This is a genomic window from Geobacillus thermopakistaniensis (assembly GCF_000498995.1).
Lineage (GTDB): Bacteria > Bacillota > Bacilli > Bacillales > Anoxybacillaceae > Geobacillus > Geobacillus thermoleovorans.
Genome location: NZ_AYSF01000067.1, coordinates 1 through 22,557, shown reverse-complemented (window position 1 = coordinate 22,557; position 22,557 = coordinate 1). Strand labels below are relative to the sequence as shown.

Below are 22,557 nucleotides of genomic sequence, written 5' to 3'. Positions count from 1 at the left end.
CCTGTAAAATCAACGCTTCTCTTTCAGCCGAAAGCAACGGGTTCGGCGAAATCGGTCGTTTTTCACCAGCCCTCTAGAAAATAAAACCGCTTTGCCCCCGGCTCGTGCGCCCCATCCGCATTAAAGTAGCGAAGGATGATATAGTTGAGTCCATGCCAGAGGCAAAATCGGCCAAAACTAATGGATTTGTTCGTTAATCATATGAAAATTAATATTCACCGGTATAAACTTCTTTATACTCTCAATATCCCGCTTCTTGTAGTCCATAATCACAATGCCAGTAATGACCTCATCCTCTTCAGAAAACCGGATAAACACACCAGGAGCTGCTTCGTCATCGTACGACACTTTTGGTTCGCCCAAATAAATATAAAGAACATCGTGATCATAGTCATAGGAGTATTTAACGTTTTCCTGTAAATTTTGGACGAACATAAATCGCACCTCCTGTCTCTTGGTTTAACCTGCTTTTGGCGATGACGGTAACAACGTCACCATACGCTTCATCTTCATGGTCGACAATAACGACCAATGCCTTTAGCGACTTAAACTTAGGCAATTGCACAAGATCTATATATTTTTGTCTTGTATCATGCTGATCGTCCGGATTATTTGGCAATATAAAACAAGGATCTTGAATGACGCTCTTGACCATATCTTCTTGGCCTATAAACTCTTCCCTTGTATGATCCCCACCAACAATATGATAATTCCATGTTGTGCTTTTAAGCCGCACCTCTCTGCCTAGAGGGTCCTCAGTTATAAATATGTAGTCTGTATTGATCTTGTTACCTTCCATTATTGCTCACTCTTCACACCAATAATACCTAATTGCGAAAGTTCCTGAATCTTTTCCTCGCTTGGCGGGGAAGGGATTTCACCGAATATCTCTTCATACTGCTTAATGTAATTCAATAACAAATAGGCAAATTGTTTGGCGTGTTGTGGGCTCATAGTAACCTTTCCGAGGTATATATTCTCATCGGGCGATTGCTGTTGAAGATTAAGGATGATATCATGAAGACTCATACTTAAACTAATGGAATTACAATAAACATTGAAGGGCCTCTTTTCCATATTCCCTTCCATATACCTTTCCTCTCCCTTTTAAAACGGTATTGTAATTATATTTTATACCTTAAAGAATTTTCTTGCACTCATTTCATTAGGGAAACCGCTGTATATAGAAAATGCCTATAAATAAACCGCCCCACCAAGGGGCGGCCTAATCATCGTCCTTTCCGCTGATGCCATTTCCACGCGCTTTCGATGGCTGACAAGTGACAGGCACCCTCACCCCCTCACAAATTCAGCATATTTTTTCTTCCGCTCTGTTTTTGTGCCTGAAAAGTAATCTAATCATGCATCCATATTCATAAATTTCGGGGGCAGCGATTTTGGATGCATATACAAATAAACTCTCCATCGGTAATGTTCCGGCGCATGCACCATATGAGCTTCTACAGGATTGAGATGAATATATCGACTCACTTCCAACATTCCACTGTCATTGTCAATCCATTTACCATAATAACGTTTTTCAAATACATGTCCCGTCAAACGATAGCGAGTATTATAATAATTCGCATACCGTTTGTTCATGAGCGCCATGACTTTCGAAATCGGCTCCTGTTTTGAGCGCAGCTGCAGGTGAAAGTGATTCGTCATAAGGCAATATGCGGCTACTTCAAATGGGATTTTTTCGTGAAGCTGGTGGAGGATATGAAGAAAAGCGAGAAAATCATTTGTTTCCTTGAATAGGGGATCACGCCGATTGCCGCGGCAAACGATATGATAAAACCGATGGGGCACCCAGATCCGCTTTTGCCGTCCCATTCTTTTTACCTCGCTGTTGCCTGTTGCTTCGTATATGTTTTCATCCATCTCAGCGTCATCGCTTCCCAAAGCGATTCATCCGCTATCTTTTCGGTTCCCTTTAAATCGGAAATGGTCCTTGCCAACCGAATGATTTTCGTTTGTACACGATTGCTCCATTGATGTTGGGATGCCCATTGCTGCAACAGAAGTTGCTGCCTGTTGGCAAGCGGGCTTTTTTCCATTAATAACTCAAAAGAAACACGCCCATTCGTTATTTCTTTTCCGTAACGTTCATATTGCTTTCTTCTTGCTTCTTCTACTCTTTTCCTTATGGTTTCCGAAGATTCCGAAACCCTCGTTTCTTTGGTGAAATCAATGACTTCCAATGATAATAAAACATCCATCCGGTCATAAATCGGCCCGGAAACACGATTTCGATACGCTTGAATTTGTTTCGGACTGCATGTGCAATAGCGCGTTCTTGAGCCTAAATATCCACACGGACACGGATTCATCGCCCCAAGCAAAATAAAGTCCGCGGGATATGTCACCGTCGACGAAATACGGCTAATCGTCACTTTCCCCGTCTCTAACGGCTGGCGAAGCATATCCAGCGTCTTTTTCGCAAATTCCGCCATTTCATCGAGAAACAAAACACCGCGATGTGCCAGCGACACCTCTCCAGGCTTTGGGTGCGTTCCCCCGCCAATTAAAGAAACCGATGAAGCGGAATGATGCGGATGACGAAAAGGCGGATGGCCACTCTCGATTTTTTCCCCTGCCAGCTGGTACAAACTGATCACCTCTAACTGTGCATCATGAGTAAGGCTCGGCAAAATCGTCGGAAACGTTTCCGCCAACAAACTTTTCCCGCACCCAGGCGGTCCAACCATTAACACGTTATGTCCGCCTGCCGCTGCGATCTCCAATGCTCGCTTTGCTTGATGATGGCCAATAATCGATTGAAAATCCCGATGATGCTTTCGCGGGGAGTCTATGATTTCAGGAGTGCGAAAAGCTGGGGGTAACGAAAGAACACGTTGTCCTTGCAGATATTGCACCGCTTCTTCCAATGTCTGAACAAAGATACAATCGAGATCTTTCAAATGATGAAGCGGAAGTGCGGGATCATACGGAAGGTATACTTTTTGAAAACCGAGCTTCTTTGCTGCCAATATCGCTGGAAGCATGCCATCCACCGGCTGAATCGCTCCATCCAACGATAACGAACCTAAAAACGCTGCATCCGGGGAAACCGGCGCTGTCAGCTTGCCCATTGCCTTCAAAATCCCAATCGCCATCGCCAAATCAAACATCGGGCTATGCTTTTTCCGCTCCGGCGGAGACAAATGAACAACAAGCCTTTTATCAAAAAAGTCGCATCCGAAAGCATAAAGCGAAGCAAGAACACGTTCCTTTGCCTCTTTCACCGACGCATCCGGCAACCCAACAATCACCATCGCCGCAATCCCAGGCACCTCCTGCACCTCCACCTGCACCCGATACCCTTCTAACCCCCTCAACCCAATGCTTAAAATCTTCACCGTCACTCATCCATCCCTCCCAATCACAGAACATTAGTTCTCACCCATCATTGTAATACCCTCCCCTTTATCTTTCAATTACCAATATTTCGACAAATTTCGGGTGGTGAGCGCCACTTCCGGATATCGCGAAAACGCTGCAAAAAGACGACAGAGTGGATGTCATTGCCTGGATGGAAAAAGAATCCGTGCACGTCATATCTGGAGTTCGGCCGGGAAGACTCATTTTTAAACCGAATGGGCCATTGGTGGATGAGTATGAACAATCGTGGGATCTAGCAGGAGATGCAGGCGTTTTGAATCTTACGGTAAAGAACAATAAGATTTTTTATGATGAATATCCGGATGCACTGGCCCGATTGTACAGCTCGCTGACTTCTCATGGAGGAAATTATCTTGTTGCAAGTGCTAAACCGGGATTTGAATTTATCGGTGAAGGCTCTCCAACTCATGTTGGAGGAGCAAGCCACGGGGGGCTTCATAAACAAGATTCGCTAGTGCCGATGATTATAACTGGCACCGATTCGTCCCCAAAACATTTGCGCATTATTGATCTAAAAGATTAGATTTTAACAATGATTGATTGATGAAGACGGGCAATTCAGCCTCCCGCTGACAACACTCATTCAGCAGGAGGCCTTTGTATTTCCTTCACCTTTCCACTATGCCATTTCTATGCGCTTGCAATAATTTCTTCAAGCGAATATTCCGCTTCTCAGTCCAGTTTCCTTATCCATCTTCTCCGATGAGGCGACAAAGCACGTCGGAGCGCTCAGTCAGTCGTTGGATTCCATGACGGCTTTGCGACTGGTCCCTTTTTCATCTGTTTCAACGACTTCGTTGGCGGAATAGCCTAAGCCGTTGCCGAGGGTTATAAATAGCCATGGCAATGGATCAAGCCATCCCTGCTAATGTTAAATCTTTGACAAACTTCGAAGCACGGCAGGTATTATCCCATAACAGGGGCTAATTCATCCAATGTTGCACCTTGGAAAGAAGGAATCTCGCACTCAAAGGCTACTTTCAGCCACCAATGAGGAGTTGATTTTTCATTCATATACACAACACGAACAGAAGGGTTCGCTCCATTTTCTAACAAGGAAAAGACGGCCTTACTATAAAAGGCTGGAACATATCCAAGCTTCTTCCCTCCGTGAGTATAGATAGCAACAGCATGGGGATCATAAGTGTTTGTTGGTTCTTGTACTAATTTCAACGTTTCGTTAATGGCTAGCCATGTTGCCCAATTTTGAGGAAGATTTTGATAGCGCATGCCATGAACAAAAAAGCTGACACACAGCTTTCCATCGTCTTCAAGACGCAGCGGTTGCTCAAAAGAATAAGTGTCGCTGGCTAACCGCCCACGTGTTTGTTGAAGCAAGTCCATCTTAGTGGAATTCTCATCCAGACCTAAATCGGACAAAATGGCTTTAAAATCCGCACGATCTGGTGACGGCAATCGGCGTTCAAACGCCGGAAACAGCTCCTTTGATCGATATATTTTAGTTGGGTCTGGGAAAGCCGGATGCAACATATACCCGTTATTCAATGCATCTTTCAGTTTTCCGTGACCAGAGGCATTATAGGTGTAAGTGAACTCATAATAGCCATCATAATGAGAAAGAGTTCCTATATGATAAAAAGAACGGGTTTTAGGATTTTGCCAAACCACTAAAAGTGTATGAACTTTTTTCATGTTATTGATCATCCCTTCCAATCCACTCCAATATTTTCTTTCTTCGAAAAGGCACTATATTCAATAACCAGTCTTTTTGTGCCTCGCTTAAAATATCTAATGATTGAATAAAATCAGAATACCTTATTAAATCAAATTCAACTAACTTTTGGATACTTTGATTAAACTCATCTGTAAAGTTTTTACTAATATATGTTAACAAGTCTTTAGCTTTGACCTTTTTCTTTTCAAATATACCCGCCTTAACCCTTGTTTTTTCCGTATATTTGTTCATTTCTTGGGGATTCGAGACCATTTGTATCAGCTTTTCATCTTCAAATCGAAACCCTAAAGAAGCACCGTTATCATAAATGGGAGAGAATTTTGCTCCTGTTTCAAGAAATAGCAATTGCCAATTAAATGGGTGCCTATCTTGATTGCCAATAAGAATATCAAACAATTGCATATCTATAAACTCTGATTTTATGGTCTCCCAATACACAAATTTCTTCATTATTTTGAATCCAGCATCAATGAGTTCCATGTCCTTCAACGAGGATTCTTGGAGCTCCTTATAATCGTCGACTAGCGCTGATAATAAAACTCCACCTTCTTCAGTCATTTTTGCATCATATTCCTTTACAAAATTTCGTAGAAGACATCCTCTTCTACCGTTTCTGGTTACAATCTCAACACTCATCATTTCTAAACCAAATATAGCTCCAATTTCAGCGGCAATTAGTTCTGTAATATCCTCCCAAGAAACTCCTTCTTTAAACTGCCGCGGGTATTTTATAAGATAATGTATTTTCTCTGGAGATATCAATTCCTCTTTCTCCAGTGTACTTTTTCTACCATACCCGACTCGTTCCCACTTACTGACATCTCTCAACAATGCTAATCGTTCCTTTTTCGTACAATCTTACTATGTATTTTAACACTAAATGATGCAAATTTATCATTCATCATAAAATTACGGCGTAACGATTTAAAATTTCGGTCATCAAAAACCAAAAAAGGACAATATGATTGGAAACTATTTTTTAAATATTTACTGATTCATTGATTTCTATTTTTGTTGGTTCCACATTTGCGTAATATTTTGGACGATAACCTTGGAGGCACACTTTTTTGATTACCCCATTCTCAACAACAAATGTTAAATCCTCAATTTCCTGTAGTGTCCCAGTTAAAATGAGTTGTTCTACCACTTTTCCTCGGATCTGTTCCATAGTGTAACCTTTTTCTTTCAAGATACGCAAAAGGTTTGAAATCACTTGTATCTTTGCATTAGAGGGGTTTATAATCATACTTTCTAACAATACGGAAGAATGATCATACCGAGGTAATTCTTCACCAAATAATATTCTCCTTACTCGCAACATAGCAATATCATCCGCTGATAATCTTTTTCCCATCAAATTGATAGACATTTCAGGAAAGGTAAATGAACTATAGTCCCCCAAACTTACTAGGGTTATAGTAACTGTTGTATCCTCCTTTTGGGATTCAACACGAATATTTTCAATCGTAACCATATCAGCAAAATTTCGGACTGAAAGAGCATATTGACCGCTATTTTGTTGCATCAATTTTAACGTTCTTTCCGTTTTGCTATCAGGATTCTTCAATACCAATTCATATGTGCCTGCTTTTGGTTCACGGTATTCGTCATATTCGCAAGTTAAATCACCTAACCAAAAATACGCTCCTGAAGAATTTACGATTTTCGTTTCAATAGCTGGACTCGTTCCGAAACTTTGACCTTCTCTTTTCACTACTCTTTTTAATAATAACGGTTTCCCTGTGAGGGTGCTTTTCATTACAGGTGTTTGATCCTTAAACTCTTCAGCAACTTTTTTGCTTACATAGGAGTACAAATTATATACATCAATCTCACCGTTTGCATCAGCAGCTTCGCCTTCCAACCCTCTAATGAGATAATCCGTAAAAGCACCGTGGCCATTTCTGTCCCACGCCCATTGATTTGACGTACATGCAGCGATCAATACTTTCCCCGACCCTTTTACCTCTAGGCCTCTTACCATTTCATGTTGTATATTTCTTGCAATGGCACCACTATGACAAGTATCAAAAAACGCCAGTACAGTACTAGCAATAGTATGATCAATCAAATCTCTTACATCTGTCATTTTAATCATGGAATCTTCTGGATTATAAGCATCGCCATCGAAAGGAACAAAATAACCTTCATTATTATGCAAAAAGCCATGACCTGCCCAAAAAAGAAATAATATATCATTTGGAGAAGCATCTTCAAAAAAGGACGTTAAAGCGGAGTGTAATATATCCCGCTTTGCAATGTTCCCTTGAAACACCTCTACATTTTCTTTTTTAAAAAACGACGGAGGTTCTAACAACAATCTTTTTATTTCACTAACATCATTAACTGTATTAGGAAGAGGGGAAGTATTTAAATATTGGTCTACTGCTATAAGCAAAGCTTTATAAACCATTGTTGATCACCCTATCGTATCAACATCTGAATTTGATTTTTGTATGGCAATAGAGATATGATTACGAACAATCTACAAATTGGAACTGTAACCCAACACCATCACTTTATATTCAGAATCGATTATAAAAATTTGTATTTACGACAACCAATTAACAGTCGGAACTTCATAGACAACAGTAGCTACATTCAAGAAACAACAGGCATAATCCCTATTGAATTCCCCAAATTTCCATCGCCTTTTTCACCAGTTTTTCTTGTCTTGAGAGAATCTGATTCTTTGTCCATTCCTTTTCCTCTAATATTTCTTTCGTAAGATCAAACGATACTTTTTTGTTTCGTTTTTCGTAAATTTCCTTTTTACGGTCAAATGAATAGTATTGTGCAGCAGAATTTTTCACACCGCTCAATAAAGTCAAATTTCCAAGCTTATGAACCAATTCTTGATGAACATCAGGCGTGAAACGTTGGATCCAATATTCATCTTTTAGCTTTTGCGGAAGGATGTGCTCCACCGTAATTCGTCCATGGAATTGTTTTACCACGCTCTGATCTTGGCTTTCTTGTTCCAAGCGAAGGAGTATTGCTTTTACAGCAGGAGAATGGTAAATATCCGCACGTATCAATTGTTCAAATTCTTTATTATCCGCATATTTTTTAACCGTTTCAATCAGTTCATCCGCTGAACATCCTTTATTGATCAAATTAATCACTTGATAATAAACCGTATTTCGTTTTGTTTTGCCAAGCCGGCGAACCCAGTTTTGGTACGTGATTTTTTCCATTAATTCAACAAAATCAGCGAATTCCATATCCGGCACCGGTTTATTTAGAAACGCAAGCACAGGAGGTATCCACTCATCATGAGCGACCCGATGGAGGGAAGAGATGAGTTTTTGCGTCTTAAGATGATTATCGAAATCGTTTTCCATAATTTTTTCATAATGATGAGCCGAGCGCAGGAGAAATTCAGCGAAACGAGCGGGAGCTTCTTTATATTCTTCAAGGATCTCATCAAACTCTTGATAAAGAATTTCCTGCTGCTTGTTCCCTTTGATCGAAGTCCGCAAATGGCTTAAGAAATTATCCAGCTGCCGAATGCCAACGATATTCTCCAGTTCATTCCAACATTCTTCCACTCGGCTTCTCTCAAGAGGCTTGCTTTCACAATATTCAAACAGCCGGTTTTTTAATAAATCCCCGTTGGAAAGAGACATTCCTCTCGCATTTAAGACATTAAAAAGCCGGTAGGCGGAGGTAAAGTTATCGGTGACCACAAAGACAACATATACATGTTCTAAAATATAATTGACCAACCGCCGCAACTCGACTTCGCTTAATTCTGAAACTACTTGTTTGATTTCAAGCATATTGTCATAAAACTTCGCTTGAGTTTCACTCATTTCTTGTGCAGAGCTTATATCTTCCCCCATGAGGATATACTTCTGGAAAAATGCTTGATCTTGCTTTCTGACTATCAGGCGAGGCTGCTCCGGTTCATCCGTATAAGGGTTTACCGGCATAATTCGTTTTTGAATATCCTCTACACTAGAAGGATGCGTGATCAACTGCTTCATAACCGCAAAAATAATATTTAAAGTCGTTAACCGCTGCTGGCCGTCTACGACTTCATAACGGCGGTTGCGTTCTTTTTCAATCGTAATAATCGATCCGATAAAGTATTCAGGGTCATTACGCTGATAAGCTTGGCAAATATCTTCTATCAACTCGCGCGCATGGCTTTTCTCCCAAGAATACGGCCGTTGATAAGGAGGAATTTCATAAATTTTGTTTTCCGTCAGTATCTCGTTGATCTTTTTTTCACTTGCCTCCATTTAGCATCATCTCCCCCAGTAGCCAGATTTACTTTTACACATACATCTATAATACAGATTTTACGTTTTTACAACTCTCTCCTTTTTCACACATGTTAACTTCTTCTCAAAAACAAATCCATATCATAGTTTTGTAATGATTGATGAAGAAGTTTTATGTAAAAAAAGGATTCCTCGTAAGCGAACATAACAAAAAGAAGTCTTGAAGCATCTAGGATGTAGCCATTGAGAAGTCCACCAATGAAATGGATGCAGCGGGTATAGCTAGAAGAGGAAGCAGAGGATCTCTATAACCATGATGCAAAACATAGAGGGAATTCGTAATTTTACATTTCAGAACATATCCGTCGTAAATAAATTCGCACAAACGAATAAAGCAATCCCCCACATGCGTCAATAACCACATTCGCCAAAAGCGCCATCCTCCCCGGTTGAAACGATTCAGTTCCTTCTTCCGTTTTTGAATATAAATCATTTTTCCATCCACTCCAACTCCTCCAACGACTGAACATCTTGAAGAATGTAGCGAATCGTTTTTTTCATGGACTTTGGCAGCTGTTGAAATGATGGCATACATACCTCCCCAATACTACTTATTATCCTCTTTAAAAACTTGTTTTAACTGATGAGCTAGCTCCTGAACCATATCTTTTGCGGTAATATTGGCGGACAATTCGCCACGTTGATACGCTTCGATTAATATATGCTTGAAACGCTCGGTTTCTGGTTGCGACGGCTTTTTTTCCATGACAAAGTCACCTCCAAATCGTAAAAATTAAATAAGCCTCCCGCTGAATGGCTTCAACAGGAGGCTTGTAAACGGTTATTATCGTTTTATCGTTTTGACAACGACATCAATGACCCGGTTTTGTTCTTCAACGGTCATGCTAGAACCAGACGGCAAACATATGCCATTGGCAAACAATTCATCCGAAACGCTCCAACCTTCCTGATGCGGGTAATACGTTACCCCGTTAAACACAGGCTGCAGATGAAGCGGCTTCCATACAGGACGCGCTTCAATATTTTCCTCCGCAAGCGCGTTGATAATATCCATTGGCGTCACGCCAAGCGTTTGCTGGTCGATCGTCAACGTCGTCAGCCAACGATTGGACATCGTACCTTCCAGTTCAGGCATAAACTGAACACCTTCGATATCTCCTAACGCTTGCACGTAACGATCAAAAATCGCCCGTCTCGCTTTCACCCGCTCGTCCAACACTTCCAACTGCGCCCGACCGATTCCAGCAACGATATTGCTCATACGGTAGTTATATCCTACTTGGCTATGTTGATAATGCGGAGCCGGATCGCGCGCCTGAGTCGCTAGAAAACGAGCTTTTTGCAATGCTTCGACATCATCGGAAACCAACATTCCTCCACCAGAGGTGGTAATAATTTTGTTTCCGTTAAACGAATAAATGCCGAACTTTCCAAACGTACCGCTTTTCTTCCCTTTATATGTAGAACCAAGCGACTCCGCTGCGTCTTCGACCACTGGTACTTGATAATGATTGCAAATCGCTAAAATTTCATCCATCTTCGCGCTTTGGCCGTATAAATTAACCACAATCACCGCTTTCGGAAGCTTGCCTTCCTTCTTCGCTTCTTCCATCGCTCTTTCCAACGCCAACGGAGACATATTCCACGTATCCGGCTCCGAATCGATAAAAACAGGCTCCGCACCTTGATACAAAATCGGATTGGCACTCGCGATAAATGTCAATGAGGAGCAAAAGACTGTATCTCCTTGTTGTACACCTAACAACCGTAACGCAAGATGAATCGCCGCGGTCCCCGAACTAACCGCAGCCGCCCCTTTTGAACCTACATATTCCGCCAACTCTTTTTCAAACGCATCGACATTCGGACCAAGCGGCGCAATCCAGTTGGTTTCAAATGCTTCTTTGATATACTTTTGTTCGTTCCCGCTCATGTGGGGAGGGGAAAGGAAGATTCTTTTCTTTATTAACATTTTTATCATTCCTACTCTAATTAATTGTATATTTTTAATAAAATAAACTCCATCTTTACCTCTTTATTATTTTTACCTGCAGTATAATTAAAAAAGCTATTTAAATTCCTATTCTTAGAAAACTAAGAATTTCTTATTTGTAAATTAGGATCTCTATATATTGGGAAAAAACCATTTTCATCTGAAACCCCTAAATAATTCTTTATTTTCTCATACACATGTCTATTCCTTATTTTTTTTCCAACAAAAAATTCCAAATCTCCATTTTTATTAAAATTCTTTTTAAATTTATATAAGTCATCGTTACCCTTGTATCCTCCACCTAAGTGGAAATATTTATAGCCTTTATCTTTAGANATACACATGTCTATTCCTTATTTTTTTTCCAACAAAAAATTCCAAATCTCCATTTTTATTAAAATTCTTTTTAAATTTATATAAGTCATCGTTACCCTTGTATCCTCCACCTAAGTGGAAATATTTATAGCCTTTATCTTTAGACCATTTTATCATGTAATCAAGAAGTAAATTGTTCGGAGCAAATTTTAAAAACTCTCTATCGGAGCCAGAAAAATGATAATGAACAGTATTATTATAGTGCATAAAAATCCCAGCACTAACCACTTTTTCTTCATATTGAACAAAGACTAATTCTACATTACTGTCCAAAAATCTCAATGTATTGAGAAAAAACTCTTTTGTAAAATAATAATAATCAGTAGCATTGTTTTTATCCATAGTTCGATAATATAATTCAAGAAATCTATCCAGTTCAGAAATCGAGGCATGACGAACAAATAACCCATTTTTGTCGGCTTTTCTAATTTTATTTCTATTTTGCGAACTATATTTTTTAGTTATTTCGGAAATGGGTATTTCTAAATCAACATATACTGTGTTTCTAACAAAAGTTCTATCAATTCCCACATAGTATTGGTGGTTACCTAGCAAAGGATGAAAGCGAACAAATTCACTAACTATATTATTTTCCTCACAGTATATTGAAAATACTTTACTAAAATTTTTAAATAACGATTCTTTTGTTAAACTATCTTTTACGTTTGATATTGGACCACCATAGCCATAAGGTGTAATAATATCAAAATACTCTTTATCTAAAGTTAAATTTTTTAATTGGGGAAGATTATTAATCCTTCTAAGCAAAAACGGATAATATACAAAATTATCTCCTTCTTCATACACAAACAGAAAAGCCTTTCCTTCATTATATTCTTCATATATTTGACAATATTTCGGATCAAAATATACATCCTTCTCTTCAAGTTTATTTAAATAATAATACCAATCATCCATATTATTAATATCAAAAATTTTATATTTCAATGTAACCACCTTACACTTATATTTTCTTTATATTGAGGCTCATCCTAATACTAGAACAAACTTTATTAATATTATTATTTTTTTCTAATTCAGTAAAATCAGTAATAAGTAATATCTTTCTATTTGGATCCAACTTATATAAACTATATAATAAATGCGAATCTTTCAAGCATAAATAATCTGTTAATTTATAATAGTGATCTCCTATTCTCCCTATATTATAAATGTTGTTATTAACTAAAATCCTAAAAGACGAAAAATGATAAATACTATGACTAGCTTCAGCAATATGATAATCCTCGACAATAAAATTTAAAGGTTCGTTCATGTTTTTAATAGGCAGCTCTGATAAAAACCAATGAGATTTTTTTTCTTCAATGAAGCCTAACCGCCTGTACCAATCTATAGCTTTTTTATTAAAATCAAACACATCTAAGGAAACTTTATTTTTATTAAATTGTTTTAGAAGAGGAAACATGTATTCTGATATTAAACCCTCTCCTATTCCTCTGCCCCTAAATGCTTTAGAAACATAAATATTGTTTAAAAAAACACAATCATTTAGTATCCGCCATTCTGTAAATCCAGCTAACTTTCCATCTATATAGGCTCCGAAAAATTTTATATTTCGATGAAGTGTTGATATTTTTACAATATTTTTTAAATATTGGCTATAACCTTTACAACTAAATATAGTTTTTTCAAAAATACTATAATCTAATCCCTCCCTAATTAATTCGGGGACTATATCCATATCTTCTGCTTTAAGGGGAGCAAATTTTATTTTCATCTATATCATTCCCTTGAGATCTTTCTTCATCTAGGTCAAGCATTTTGGAAGATGGTACATCCACAATATCTTCTTTTTTAAGAACTTTTACAACAGTCTTTAACATTATATAAAAATCTAAAAAGATTGACTGATTTTCTACATAATATACGTCTAATTTTAACCGCTCATCCCAACTTAGGTTATTCCGACCAGAAACTTGTGCTAAACCAGTAATCCCTGGACGTACATTATGCCTTTTCATCTCCTCATGTGTGTAATAAGGTAAATATTTCATTAACAATGGACGCGGACCTACAAAGCTCATATCTCCCTTTAATACATTATAAAGTTGAGGCAACTCATCAAGACTTAATTTTCGAAGCAATTGACCAAATGGAGTTAATCTCATATGATCTGGTAACAATTCTCCGTTCTCATCACGTTCATCTGTCATTGTGCGAAACTTATACAAATAAAAAGGTTTTCCATACAAGCCAGGACGTTGTTGTTTAAAGATAACGGGAGAGCCTAATTTATAGCGAACAAGGATCGCAGTTACCAACATAACAGGCGATAAGATGATTAAAGCGATGAGAGAAACGATGAAATCAAAACCCCGTTTTAATATAGTTATCACCTCGATTCTTTGAAATAAAAGTTAAACCTAACAAACAAGCCAAACTATAAAAGCTCTTTCACTTTTATCATACAGCCATTCTCTTTAAAATCATGTGTTTATTTTTTATAACAAGCTTTCATACCCATTTGGATTATTCGACTGCCATCGCCAAGCATCGCGACACATTTCTTCGATCCCTCTCGTAGCAACCCAACCTAGCTCTTCTTTTGCTTTAGTAGGGTCCGCATAACAAATAGCTACATCGCCTGGACGACGATCGACGATTTTGTACGGAATTTTGATGCCTGTTACTTTTTCAAATGCCGATACGAGCTCAAGGACGCTGTATCCCCGCCCTGTGCCGAGATTATACGCCTCTACTCCTGTTGTGTTCATTACTTTTTCCAATGCTCTCACATGTCCGATTGCTAAATCAACGACATGGATATAATCGCGAACTCCAGTACCATCTACTGTTGGATAGTCATTGCCAAACACGCGAAGTTCTTTTAATTTTCCTACCGCTACTTGTGTAATATACGGCATTAAGTTGTTCGGAATCCCGTTTGGATCTTCCCCGATTTGCCCGCTCGGATGGGCACCAATCGGATTAAAGTAACGTAAAAGCGCAATGCTCCATTCATTGTCGGCAATATACAAATCACGCAAAATTTCTTCAATCATCAGCTTCGTTCGTCCATATGGGTTTGTTGCTTGAAGTGGAAAATCTTCAGAAATCGGCACACGCTCTGATGTTCCGTATACTGCTGCTGAAGAGCTAAATACCATCTTCTTCACACCGTACGCTTGCATTACCTCACATAATATTAACGTACTGGTAATATTGTTATGATAGTAGCGAAGTGGAATCACCACCGACTCTCCTACAGCTTTCAATCCAGCAAAATGGATCACCGCATCAATTGAACGGTTAGAAAATACTTCTTCAAGCTGCTTCTTTTCCAGTAAATCAATATGATACACTGGAAACTCTTTTCCTGTAATCTCACTAACTCTTTTTAACGCTTCCGGCTTACTGTTTACAAATGAATCTACCACAATAATATCATATCCTGCATTCAACAATTCAACACAAGTATGGCTGCCAATATATCCCGCACCGCCTGTCACAAGGATGTTCATTTGGGTTCCTCCAATGAAGATTTTGCATTATAAAATAAAAAGGAGCTTTGAGTGGTATAAGCTCCTAAACTAAATACTTACTACATTTCTTAAAATACTTTCCCTTCCAATAGAATGGTATTCAACGTTATGTTTTGCAACTTCCTCTAAGGCGTAACAATTCCGTCCATCAAACACAACAGGTGTTTTCATGAATCTTACAAACGTATCTAGCGGTAAGTTTTTAATTTCATCCCATTCTGTGACAATCATTGCAATATCGGCATCGCGAAGTGCCTCTTCTATCGAATTTGCATACATAATTTCATCATCAATAACACACTTTGCATTTTCCATCGCAATTGGGTCATAAGCAACAACAAAAGCACCATCTTTTACAAGTTCTTTAGCAATAACAATCGAAGCAGCTTCACGCATATCATCTGTATTCGGTTTAAAAGCTAAACCAAGTAGAGCTACTTTTTTACCTTGTAAACTACCAAAGCGATTACGTGCTTTTTCTACTAACTTTACTTGCTGTTTATTATTTACATTTATTACAGCCTCTAACAAATCAAACTTATGATCGACATCTCCCGCAATTTGAACTAACGCTTTTGTGTCTTTTGGGAAACATGAACCACCGTAGCCAATACCAGCTCGTAAAAACTGTGGGCCAATACGTGTGTCCAACCCCATTCCATATGCAACATCCTCGATATTGGCACCAACTTTTTCGCAAATATTTGCGATTTCATTAATAAAACTGATTTTTGTTGCTAAAAAGGCATTCGAAGCATATTTAATCATCTCAGCACTATGAATATCCGTTTTAAAAATCGGGATACCAAACGGTTTATTCACTTCTTCAATAATAGACGCCGCTCGTTCGTTATCAGCCCCAATCACAATTCGGTCACCATGGAATGTATCGTAAATCGCCGACCCTTCCCGTAAAAACTCTGGATTTGATACAACATCAAAATGGATATCTTTTTTTAGATGCTGTTTTATCCATGTTCTCACTTTATCATTTGTTCCAACCGGAACGGTACTTTTTGTAACGACAACAACCCCGTCCCTTTCGATATTTTCAGCGATGTCTTTCGCTGCCTGCTCAACAAACTGCAAATCTGCAGAACCATCTTCTTTCTGCGGTGTGCCTACCGCAATATAAATCACTTCCGCATCTTTAAATGCTTCTTTGTGACTTGTTGTAAAATGCAACCTGCCATTTTTAATATTCTTTTTCATTAATTCATCTAAACCAGGTTCATAAATCGGCGAAATTCCCTTTTTCATCTTCTCTACTTTTTGCTCATCTATATCGACACAAGTCACATCATGACCAATATCGGAAAGGCAAACACCAGTAACTAAACCAACATAACCTGTTCCTACTACTGCAATTTTTTTCATATAATCCCATATCCCTTTCTAAAAATAGCCGATTTTTATGATAAATCTCATAAAAAATATTTAAACATGTAGAGCTACTTTAGTAATAAGTTCTAACTTTTAATTTAAATAAACAATGTCTTATTTTACATTACTTTTTATTTAATGTATCTATTAATACCTGTTCAACTTGTTTTGCTAGTTTGATTCTCTCAAATTTCTCTTCTGCTAACTTTCTTGCTCTTTTCCCCATTTCTTCCAATACATCTCTTTTCTCTTTTATTTCTAGTAACAATTGAGCCAATTGAATAGGATGATCAGGGTCAACATAATACCCAATATTATAGTCTTCTACAATTTTCCTTGTCCACCCATTAGAATTCACTATAACCGGTTTACTAGCAGCTAAAGAATCAAAAAATTTATTTGGTGAATTTGTTGCAAGTATTGGTATATTTTTAAAAGAAGTGATTGTTATATCAGAAATTGCTAACAGATTAGGCATCTCTTGTCTTGGTACAGCACCGGTGAAAATAACATTATCAAGATTATTTTCCTTACACATTTGTTCCAAATAAGGTTTAGTTTTTCCATCTCCTGTTAGAATAAATATAACATCACGATCTCCTAATTTTTTTAGTTCAATAGCTGCTTTTATAATATAATCCAACCCGTTTGCTACCCCCATGGAGCCACCATGAATAACTACAAACTTTCCATGTAATTGATATTTATTAATAAGTACCTGCTTATCTTGTTCGTTTATTTCTTTTCCGAACAAATCAATGTCTGAACAATTCGGGATCATCTTAACCGTGTTAGGATTTATACCAGTACTAATTACTCCTTCCTTCATCCCCGGCGAAAGTGCAACTATATGACTAGCCTCTTGATAAGTTTTTTTCTCAAAAGCTCTCAGTATTTTTATCAAAAATGGTGATTTTATAGCTCCGATTTGAATTGGTGCTTCTGGCCAAAGATCCCTTACTTCAAAAACAAAAGGAACTTTTTTTATTTTTTTTATTATTAGCGCAGGTAGAGCCACCGTCAAGGGAGTTGAGGTAGCATATACAATATCATGTTTCTCCAATTTAAGACCAACATATATAGCTAAAACCATAAACTTTAGGAACGACAATATTCTTTTGAAATAACTCATATAATTAGAATAGTCATTTTTTATAGCAACAACTCTAATGCCATCAATCTCATACTCATCATATAGCATATGTGTTTTTTCTGGCCTTAAAGACTTAACAAAAACATTACTAGTGAGCATTGTTACGGCATGGCCTTGTTTAACTAGATATTTTGAAAACTCGTATGATCTTGTACCTGTGGTACCGTTTCTAGCAGAGAAATACTGGTGTATATATAGGATTTTCACACAGATTCACCTCAAATTTTAATTCCTTAATAAATTAAATAATAATTTAAAAGTATCTTTAAAAATATACATTGATAAAAATACCAAAAATAGAGCAAAAATAATTAAGTAATATGTTTCTTCTATAGTATAAAAGACTAATAACGTTATAGTTAACACCAATAAGCCTTTCAATAAATCATAGGCATTTAAATCAATGTTGTATTGTTTGTTTAGTTTGTTAGTAATTATTAAACTATTAACAAAAAAAGCAAGTGTCAGGGAAAATATTGCTCCAATTAACCCAAAGGTTTTAGTAAATAATATCAGCCCAAGAATATTGACTGCAGCACTCATTAAAGTTGGCATTAATAATTTATTAGAACCCTTTTCAGCTAAAAATAACGTACTTGCAAAACTTGTATAAGAGTTAACTAGTACACCTATAAACGTAATAGGAATAATTATCAACACACCTTGATATGTTTCTGCAATCAAATATGGAAATGCAACTTTTATAAGGATTAATCCTAAAGAACCTACATATAAAATAACCTTTAGTATGTAATTTAAACTATATTCATAATACTCTTTTTTATTGCTATCTTTCTGCATAGAATATGACATTTGATACCAAGCAAATTGAAAAACATTAACAACAAACACAATAATACTAGATAAACGATTAGCAACTCCATACAATCCATTTTCATATATTCCTAATTCGTTACTAATTGTAAGTCTTGTTAGTCCACTCAAAAGCCAATAAGATAAAGTTACTATACAAAGCGGTAATGCAAAAACAAAAAGCTCTCTCATTAGCCGAAAAGAGACGATACTCATCCTAAAGTTATTAATTATCATTAATTTTTTTTCCAATACAAGCAACTGAATCGAAGTTCCGATTATATAGGAAATATATAGCGCTTCTATTCCCATATCATAAATAGCGATTAGTATTATATTAAGGACAATACCAATTACACTATTGAATATCCCCGTTGCAACTAATAAAGTATCTTTAAAAAAGCTTCTGGCCACACAATTATAAAAATATTGAAAAGCATATAGCATTCCATACATAAAAATAAAATATTTATAATCTATATCATATTTAAATGAATTAGTTAAAATAAAAAATAAAGCAATATATAGTAATAGACCGGAAAATAGGATTATTATTCCGTTTGATATCACCATATATTTGTCAGACTTTTTTTCGTACTCAAAAGTGAAACGGAATATACTATCCCAAACTTGAAAGAAAATAATAGGAACTGAAAGATTAATTAATGAAATTGTTAAATCATAGTAGCCATATGACTGAGGATCTATTTTAGAAGTGTACAATGGCAACAAAAAGAAGCCTGTTAATTTTGTTAATGTGTTACCAATAAAAAACACTGCAGATGTTTTAATAAATTGTTTTATATAATTATTCATTTTATATTCAGTCCTTTTTTGTATTTATTTTATATTTCCTAGAGAATTGTTCCGCGTATTTCCGATTATTATGGACGAATATTACTAATTGTACACCCTCCCATAAATATCTGTAGATTTCTTCATATTCTTTCGCAAAAAGAAATGCATCACCATATTGTACACACTTATCATAGTTCTTTTTAAAAAACCATCTAGAAAAGGACCAACTTGCTACATATACTCTTCTTTTTAGTAATTTTAAACCACTACATTTGAAAAAGTCAGATGGTAAGGCCAAAAGATAAGGTGCACTAGTATTGGAATCTATATAAGTTTCAATAATATCCTTTAACTCCAACTGTAGTTCTTCTGAAAAAGACTGATAATGAATCCCCTTCCCGGAAATAAGATTAAATTCTCCATCACCAAATCTAATTAGAGATTTTTTATTTGACTTTATCTCCCTAACAGTCTCAACCGATGTTAAAAACTGCGCATTACTCACACATTTAATTGAGGACAGAAAATAATAAAGTGTCCTGATCCAACTTGATACTCGATACACCACGAGTGTTGATTATCCAAAATTATACATACGCCTTCCATAAATTTGGGCATACCTCACATTTCGCACCCTTCCGACGAAAATCGGGAGGATTTTTTTGCATCGATGTGGAATGAATCCTTGACACACAAGGAATGCAAAGGAGTTTGTCCACCATGGATGTTCAAATTTGTGAGATTTATGACAGTTCCTATTTGAATATAATAAGTGCCCTTTTCCAAGATCTTGACCTTCCCCAGCTCATCGATCGGCTGGTTCCGGTGGATCCCCAATGCCAAACCCGAACCAGCGATGCGGTCAAGCTGATCATTCTGGATATCTTGAGCGGACGACAAGCACTCGTCCATTTGGAGCGATGGGCGCATGAGATCGATTTGTCGAAGCTGATCCGGCCGGGGCTGAAGCCTTCTTGGTTCAATGATGATGCGTTGGCTCGTCATCTCGACCGCCTGTATGAGGCGGATATTCACAAGGTGATCAGCACTTGCTTGATTCACATTTATCGGAAAGAAGGCCTTCCTCTCCAGGCCTTCCACGCCGATACGACGGACAAGACCGTTTACGGCGCGTATGAATCGGTCTCGTCAGAGGCCCTGCGGATCACGCATGGCTACAACCGGCATCATCGCTGGCAAAAACAGATCGGTTTCGGGCTGATCGGCAACGAGGATGGCATCCCGTTTTACGGCGATGTGCACGACGGCAACCTGCCGGACAAAACGTGGAATCCGGAGGTGCTGTCCCGTGTCCACGAACAGCCCAAACAAGCCAAGATTGAAGACGAATGGATTTACGTGGCCGATTCCGCCGCCATGACGAAAGACACTCTGGCGCAGACGAAAGCCGCCAACGCCTTTTTGATCACGAGAGGCCCATCGTCGCTCCGAATCGTCAAAGCTGCTCTGGCGGAAGCGGATGTCCAACCCGATCCAGCGTGGAGCAACTCCTTTTCGTTGGCCGAGAAAAACGGCGCGGCGTACCGGGTATGGGAAACGGCCTCGACGTATGAAGGCCACCCCGTTCGGCTGATCGTCGTCGAATCGAGCGCACTCGACCAGCGCAAAGGAAAAACGCTCGAAAAAGAGCGGGTCAAAGAAGCGGAGCTTCTTCGCGAGGAACAAGCCCGTTGGGAGCGTCACCCCTTCTCCTGCCGCGAAGACGCCGAACAAGCCCTGGCGTCCCTCAAGGCGTCCCTTCGCCCCCGGTTTCATCGGGTCAAGGCCGCGGTCGAAGAGATCGTGCGCCCGAAAAAACGGCGCGGCCGGCCGAAAAAAGGGGTGGAACCCGAGGTGGAGACGCTGTATCTTTTGCGCCTGGACGTCGAATTCCACCAACAGGCATGGGAACAGGCAAGACGGAAAGCGTCCCGGTTTGTCCTCGTCACGACCGTTCCGAAGGAATGGAAAGGCCGAACGATGGATGCTCGAGAAATCTTGAAGTTGTATAAAGGGCAAATCTCGGTGGAAATGAACTTCTCCTTTCTCAAAGATCCGTTCTTCACCGACGAGATTTACGTCAAAAAGCCAGAACGGGTGGCGGTGTTGGGCTATTTATTTCTCTTGGCCTTGGCGATTTACCGCGTCTTTCAGCGCCGGGTGCGTCAGTTCATCACACCAGAACGCCCGTTAAAGGGCGCCGGAGGCCGCAAGCTGACCCGACCGACCGGGCAAGCGATTTTTCAGTTGTTTGAGTATGTGAAAGTCGTCCTCCTCAAGCTGCCGGATGGACGCATCCAACGCGCGCTAGGAAAACCGCTCACCTACGAGCAGCGAAGGATTCTGCAAGGATTGGGAATGGATGAGAGCATTTACGTGTAACGTCATATGGAACGACTAGCGATGGTAAAAAAAGGATTGCCATCGCTTGTCGTGTTGGTCAAAAAGTTATTCTGAAAAACTAAATAAAAAATCCTTTGTTTTGACCTTGTTAGGGTGCGAAATGTGAGGCATACTCAAACAAAGCAGCGGCCATCCCGGATTTCCAATCGAGAGGAAGCTGCCCAGAGAAAAAACGGCGAACGAACGAAATGAAGGAAAGAGAGACGTTCGTCTGTTTTTTGGTTTGATCATACAGCCATCGCAGCAACACATACGCGATGAACGCCGCAAACAGTTGGTTGTATACCGCATTTTCCGTCGTGCCAAACAAGGTCGGGANAACGAAATGAAGGAAAGAGAGACGTTCGTCTGTTTTTTGGTTTGATCATACAGCCATCGCAGCAACACATACGCGATGAACGCCGCAAACAGTTGGTTGTATACCGCATTTTCCGTCGTGCCAAACAAGGTCGGGACATTCAGATATTGCTTCACCCAACGGAAAAAGACCTCAACAGTCCAACGTTGTTGGTACATGTCGGCAATGGTTTCCGCAGACGCATGGAAGAGGTTCGTCACGACCCGAATGTCGCGGCCATTCGCATCTCGAAAGATCACCACCCGGTGACGCTTGGTGGAGCGGCATTGTTTCGTCCCCAACTGGCACGTGAAGTCGGCTTGAACCGATGAGGATGTGCTGGAAAGGCGTTTCAAGCTTTTTTTCTGATGAAGTTCGATGTTGTCCTTCATCCGAATGACAAAGAGCTGATGCTGCTCCACAAATCGATCGAGGCGTTCGATTTTGA

The 22,557-nt window shown here is 38.8% G+C and carries 20 protein-coding genes and 3 pseudogenes; 2 read left to right on the top strand and 21 right to left on the bottom strand.

Translation table 11 applies throughout. The annotated features are described in order from the left end of the window. Positions 1-177 precede the first annotated feature (177 nt). From T260_RS126025 to T260_RS126045, 5 genes are all read right to left on the bottom strand, one after another. Positions 178-435, bottom strand: a complete 258-nt coding sequence (locus T260_RS126025; RefSeq protein ID WP_011232755.1) for a DUF2283 domain-containing protein — start codon at positions 433-435, stop codon at positions 178-180. Beyond that, on the bottom strand, positions 404-799 hold the full coding sequence (locus tag T260_RS126030; RefSeq protein ID WP_023634263.1) for a hypothetical protein: 396 nt from the start codon (positions 797-799) through the stop codon (positions 404-406). Before T260_RS126030 ends, T260_RS126025 begins: the two co-directional genes overlap by 32 nt. Next, positions 799-1,089, bottom strand: a complete 291-nt coding sequence (locus tag T260_RS126035; protein ID WP_021321464.1) for a DUF3467 domain-containing protein — start codon at positions 1,087-1,089, stop codon at positions 799-801. The genes T260_RS126030 and T260_RS126035 overlap by 1 nt, the downstream gene beginning before the upstream one ends. Before the next feature lie 270 nt (positions 1,090-1,359). After that, the gene (locus T260_RS126040) at positions 1,360-1,836 is read right to left on the bottom strand and encodes a transposase (RefSeq protein WP_011232757.1); all 477 of its coding nucleotides are present in this window, start codon (positions 1,834-1,836) and stop codon (positions 1,360-1,362) included. Between the two features lie 5 nt (positions 1,837-1,841). Beyond that, positions 1,842-3,368, bottom strand: a complete 1,527-nt coding sequence (locus T260_RS126045) for a YifB family Mg chelatase-like AAA ATPase (RefSeq protein ID WP_023634262.1) — start codon at positions 3,366-3,368, stop codon at positions 1,842-1,844. A gap of 104 nt (positions 3,369-3,472) precedes the next feature. Here T260_RS126045 and T260_RS1000000138970 point away from each other — a divergent pair. Then, positions 3,473-3,928 (top strand): annotated as a pseudogene (locus tag T260_RS1000000138970) (alkaline phosphatase family protein); the annotation flags it as partial. 383 nt (positions 3,929-4,311) lie between these two features. On the opposite strand, the gene T260_RS126050 reads toward T260_RS1000000138970, so the two are convergent. The 14 genes from T260_RS126050 to T260_RS1000000140810 all read right to left on the bottom strand — a co-directional run bounded on the left by T260_RS126050 (position 4,312) and on the right by T260_RS1000000140810 (position 19,874). After that, the gene (locus T260_RS126050) at positions 4,312-5,058 is read right to left on the bottom strand and encodes an HIRAN domain-containing protein (RefSeq protein WP_011232761.1); all 747 of its coding nucleotides are present in this window, start codon (positions 5,056-5,058) and stop codon (positions 4,312-4,314) included. A gap of 1 nt (position 5,059) precedes the next feature. Then, on the bottom strand, positions 5,060-5,932 hold the full coding sequence (locus T260_RS126055) for a HipA domain-containing protein (RefSeq protein WP_014196909.1): 873 nt from the start codon (positions 5,930-5,932) through the stop codon (positions 5,060-5,062). Positions 5,933-6,080: 148 nt separating this feature from the next. Further along, a complete protein-coding gene (locus tag T260_RS126060; protein WP_014196910.1) occupies positions 6,081-7,514 on the bottom strand; it encodes a caspase family protein in 1,434 nt (477 codons plus the stop codon). A gap of 211 nt (positions 7,515-7,725) precedes the next feature. After that, positions 7,726-9,348 carry a DUF262 domain-containing protein gene (locus T260_RS126065; protein WP_021321466.1) on the bottom strand — a complete coding sequence of 541 codons (1,623 nt, stop codon included), beginning with the start codon at positions 9,346-9,348 and terminating at the stop codon, positions 7,726-7,728. Positions 9,349-9,937: 589 nt separating this feature from the next. Beyond that, on the bottom strand, positions 9,938-10,096 hold the full coding sequence (locus tag T260_RS1000000140005; RefSeq protein WP_023634260.1) for a YwzD family small protein: 159 nt from the start codon (positions 10,094-10,096) through the stop codon (positions 9,938-9,940). Between the two features lie 78 nt (positions 10,097-10,174). Next, the gene (locus T260_RS126070) at positions 10,175-11,323 is read right to left on the bottom strand and encodes a DegT/DnrJ/EryC1/StrS family aminotransferase (RefSeq protein WP_023634259.1); all 1,149 of its coding nucleotides are present in this window, start codon (positions 11,321-11,323) and stop codon (positions 10,175-10,177) included. A gap of 351 nt (positions 11,324-11,674) precedes the next feature. Then, a complete protein-coding gene (locus T260_RS126080; protein ID WP_442345775.1) occupies positions 11,675-12,637 on the bottom strand; it encodes a lipid II:glycine glycyltransferase FemX in 963 nt (320 codons plus the stop codon). A 46-nt stretch (positions 12,638-12,683) separates the two neighbouring features. Continuing rightward, positions 12,684-13,457 carry a GNAT family N-acetyltransferase gene (locus T260_RS126085; RefSeq protein ID WP_023634256.1) on the bottom strand — a complete coding sequence of 258 codons (774 nt, stop codon included), beginning with the start codon at positions 13,455-13,457 and terminating at the stop codon, positions 12,684-12,686. Beyond that, positions 13,432-14,073: a sugar transferase gene (locus T260_RS126090; protein WP_201769453.1), complete on the bottom strand. Its 642-nt coding sequence runs from the start codon at positions 14,071-14,073 to the stop codon at positions 13,432-13,434. Before T260_RS126090 ends, T260_RS126085 begins: the two co-directional genes overlap by 26 nt. 108 nt (positions 14,074-14,181) lie before the next feature. Beyond that, on the bottom strand, positions 14,182-15,201 hold the full coding sequence (gene galE / locus T260_RS126095; protein ID WP_023634254.1) for a UDP-glucose 4-epimerase GalE: 1,020 nt from the start codon (positions 15,199-15,201) through the stop codon (positions 14,182-14,184). Positions 15,202-15,270: 69 nt separating this feature from the next. Further along, the gene (locus T260_RS126100) at positions 15,271-16,599 is read right to left on the bottom strand and encodes a UDP-glucose dehydrogenase family protein (RefSeq protein ID WP_023634253.1); all 1,329 of its coding nucleotides are present in this window, start codon (positions 16,597-16,599) and stop codon (positions 15,271-15,273) included. Between the two features lie 130 nt (positions 16,600-16,729). Next, positions 16,730-17,965 (bottom strand): glycosyltransferase family 4 protein, encoded by a 1,236-nt coding sequence (locus T260_RS126105; RefSeq protein ID WP_023634252.1) that lies wholly within the window; start codon positions 17,963-17,965, stop codon positions 16,730-16,732. Positions 17,966-17,983: 18 nt separating this feature from the next. Further along, positions 17,984-19,387 carry a lipopolysaccharide biosynthesis protein gene (locus tag T260_RS126110; RefSeq protein ID WP_023634251.1) on the bottom strand — a complete coding sequence of 468 codons (1,404 nt, stop codon included), beginning with the start codon at positions 19,385-19,387 and terminating at the stop codon, positions 17,984-17,986. A gap of 7 nt (positions 19,388-19,394) precedes the next feature. After that, on the bottom strand, positions 19,395-19,874 hold the full coding sequence (locus tag T260_RS1000000140810; protein ID WP_370736693.1) for a GT-D fold domain-containing glycosyltransferase: 480 nt from the start codon (positions 19,872-19,874) through the stop codon (positions 19,395-19,397). A 215-nt stretch (positions 19,875-20,089) separates the two neighbouring features. Between T260_RS1000000140810 and T260_RS126120 the strand changes: the two genes are divergently transcribed. Next, on the top strand, positions 20,090-21,751 hold the full coding sequence (locus tag T260_RS126120) for an IS1634 family transposase (RefSeq protein WP_023634249.1): 1,662 nt from the start codon (positions 20,090-20,092) through the stop codon (positions 21,749-21,751). Between the two features lie 109 nt (positions 21,752-21,860). Here the strand turns inward: T260_RS126120 and T260_RS1000000140805 are convergent. Continuing rightward, positions 21,861-22,088 (bottom strand): annotated as a pseudogene (locus tag T260_RS1000000140805) (IS4 family transposase); the annotation flags it as partial. Then, positions 22,085-22,557, bottom strand: a pseudogene (locus T260_RS0120655) (transposase); the annotation flags it as partial. The pseudogenes T260_RS0120655 and T260_RS1000000140805, both read right to left, overlap by 4 nt.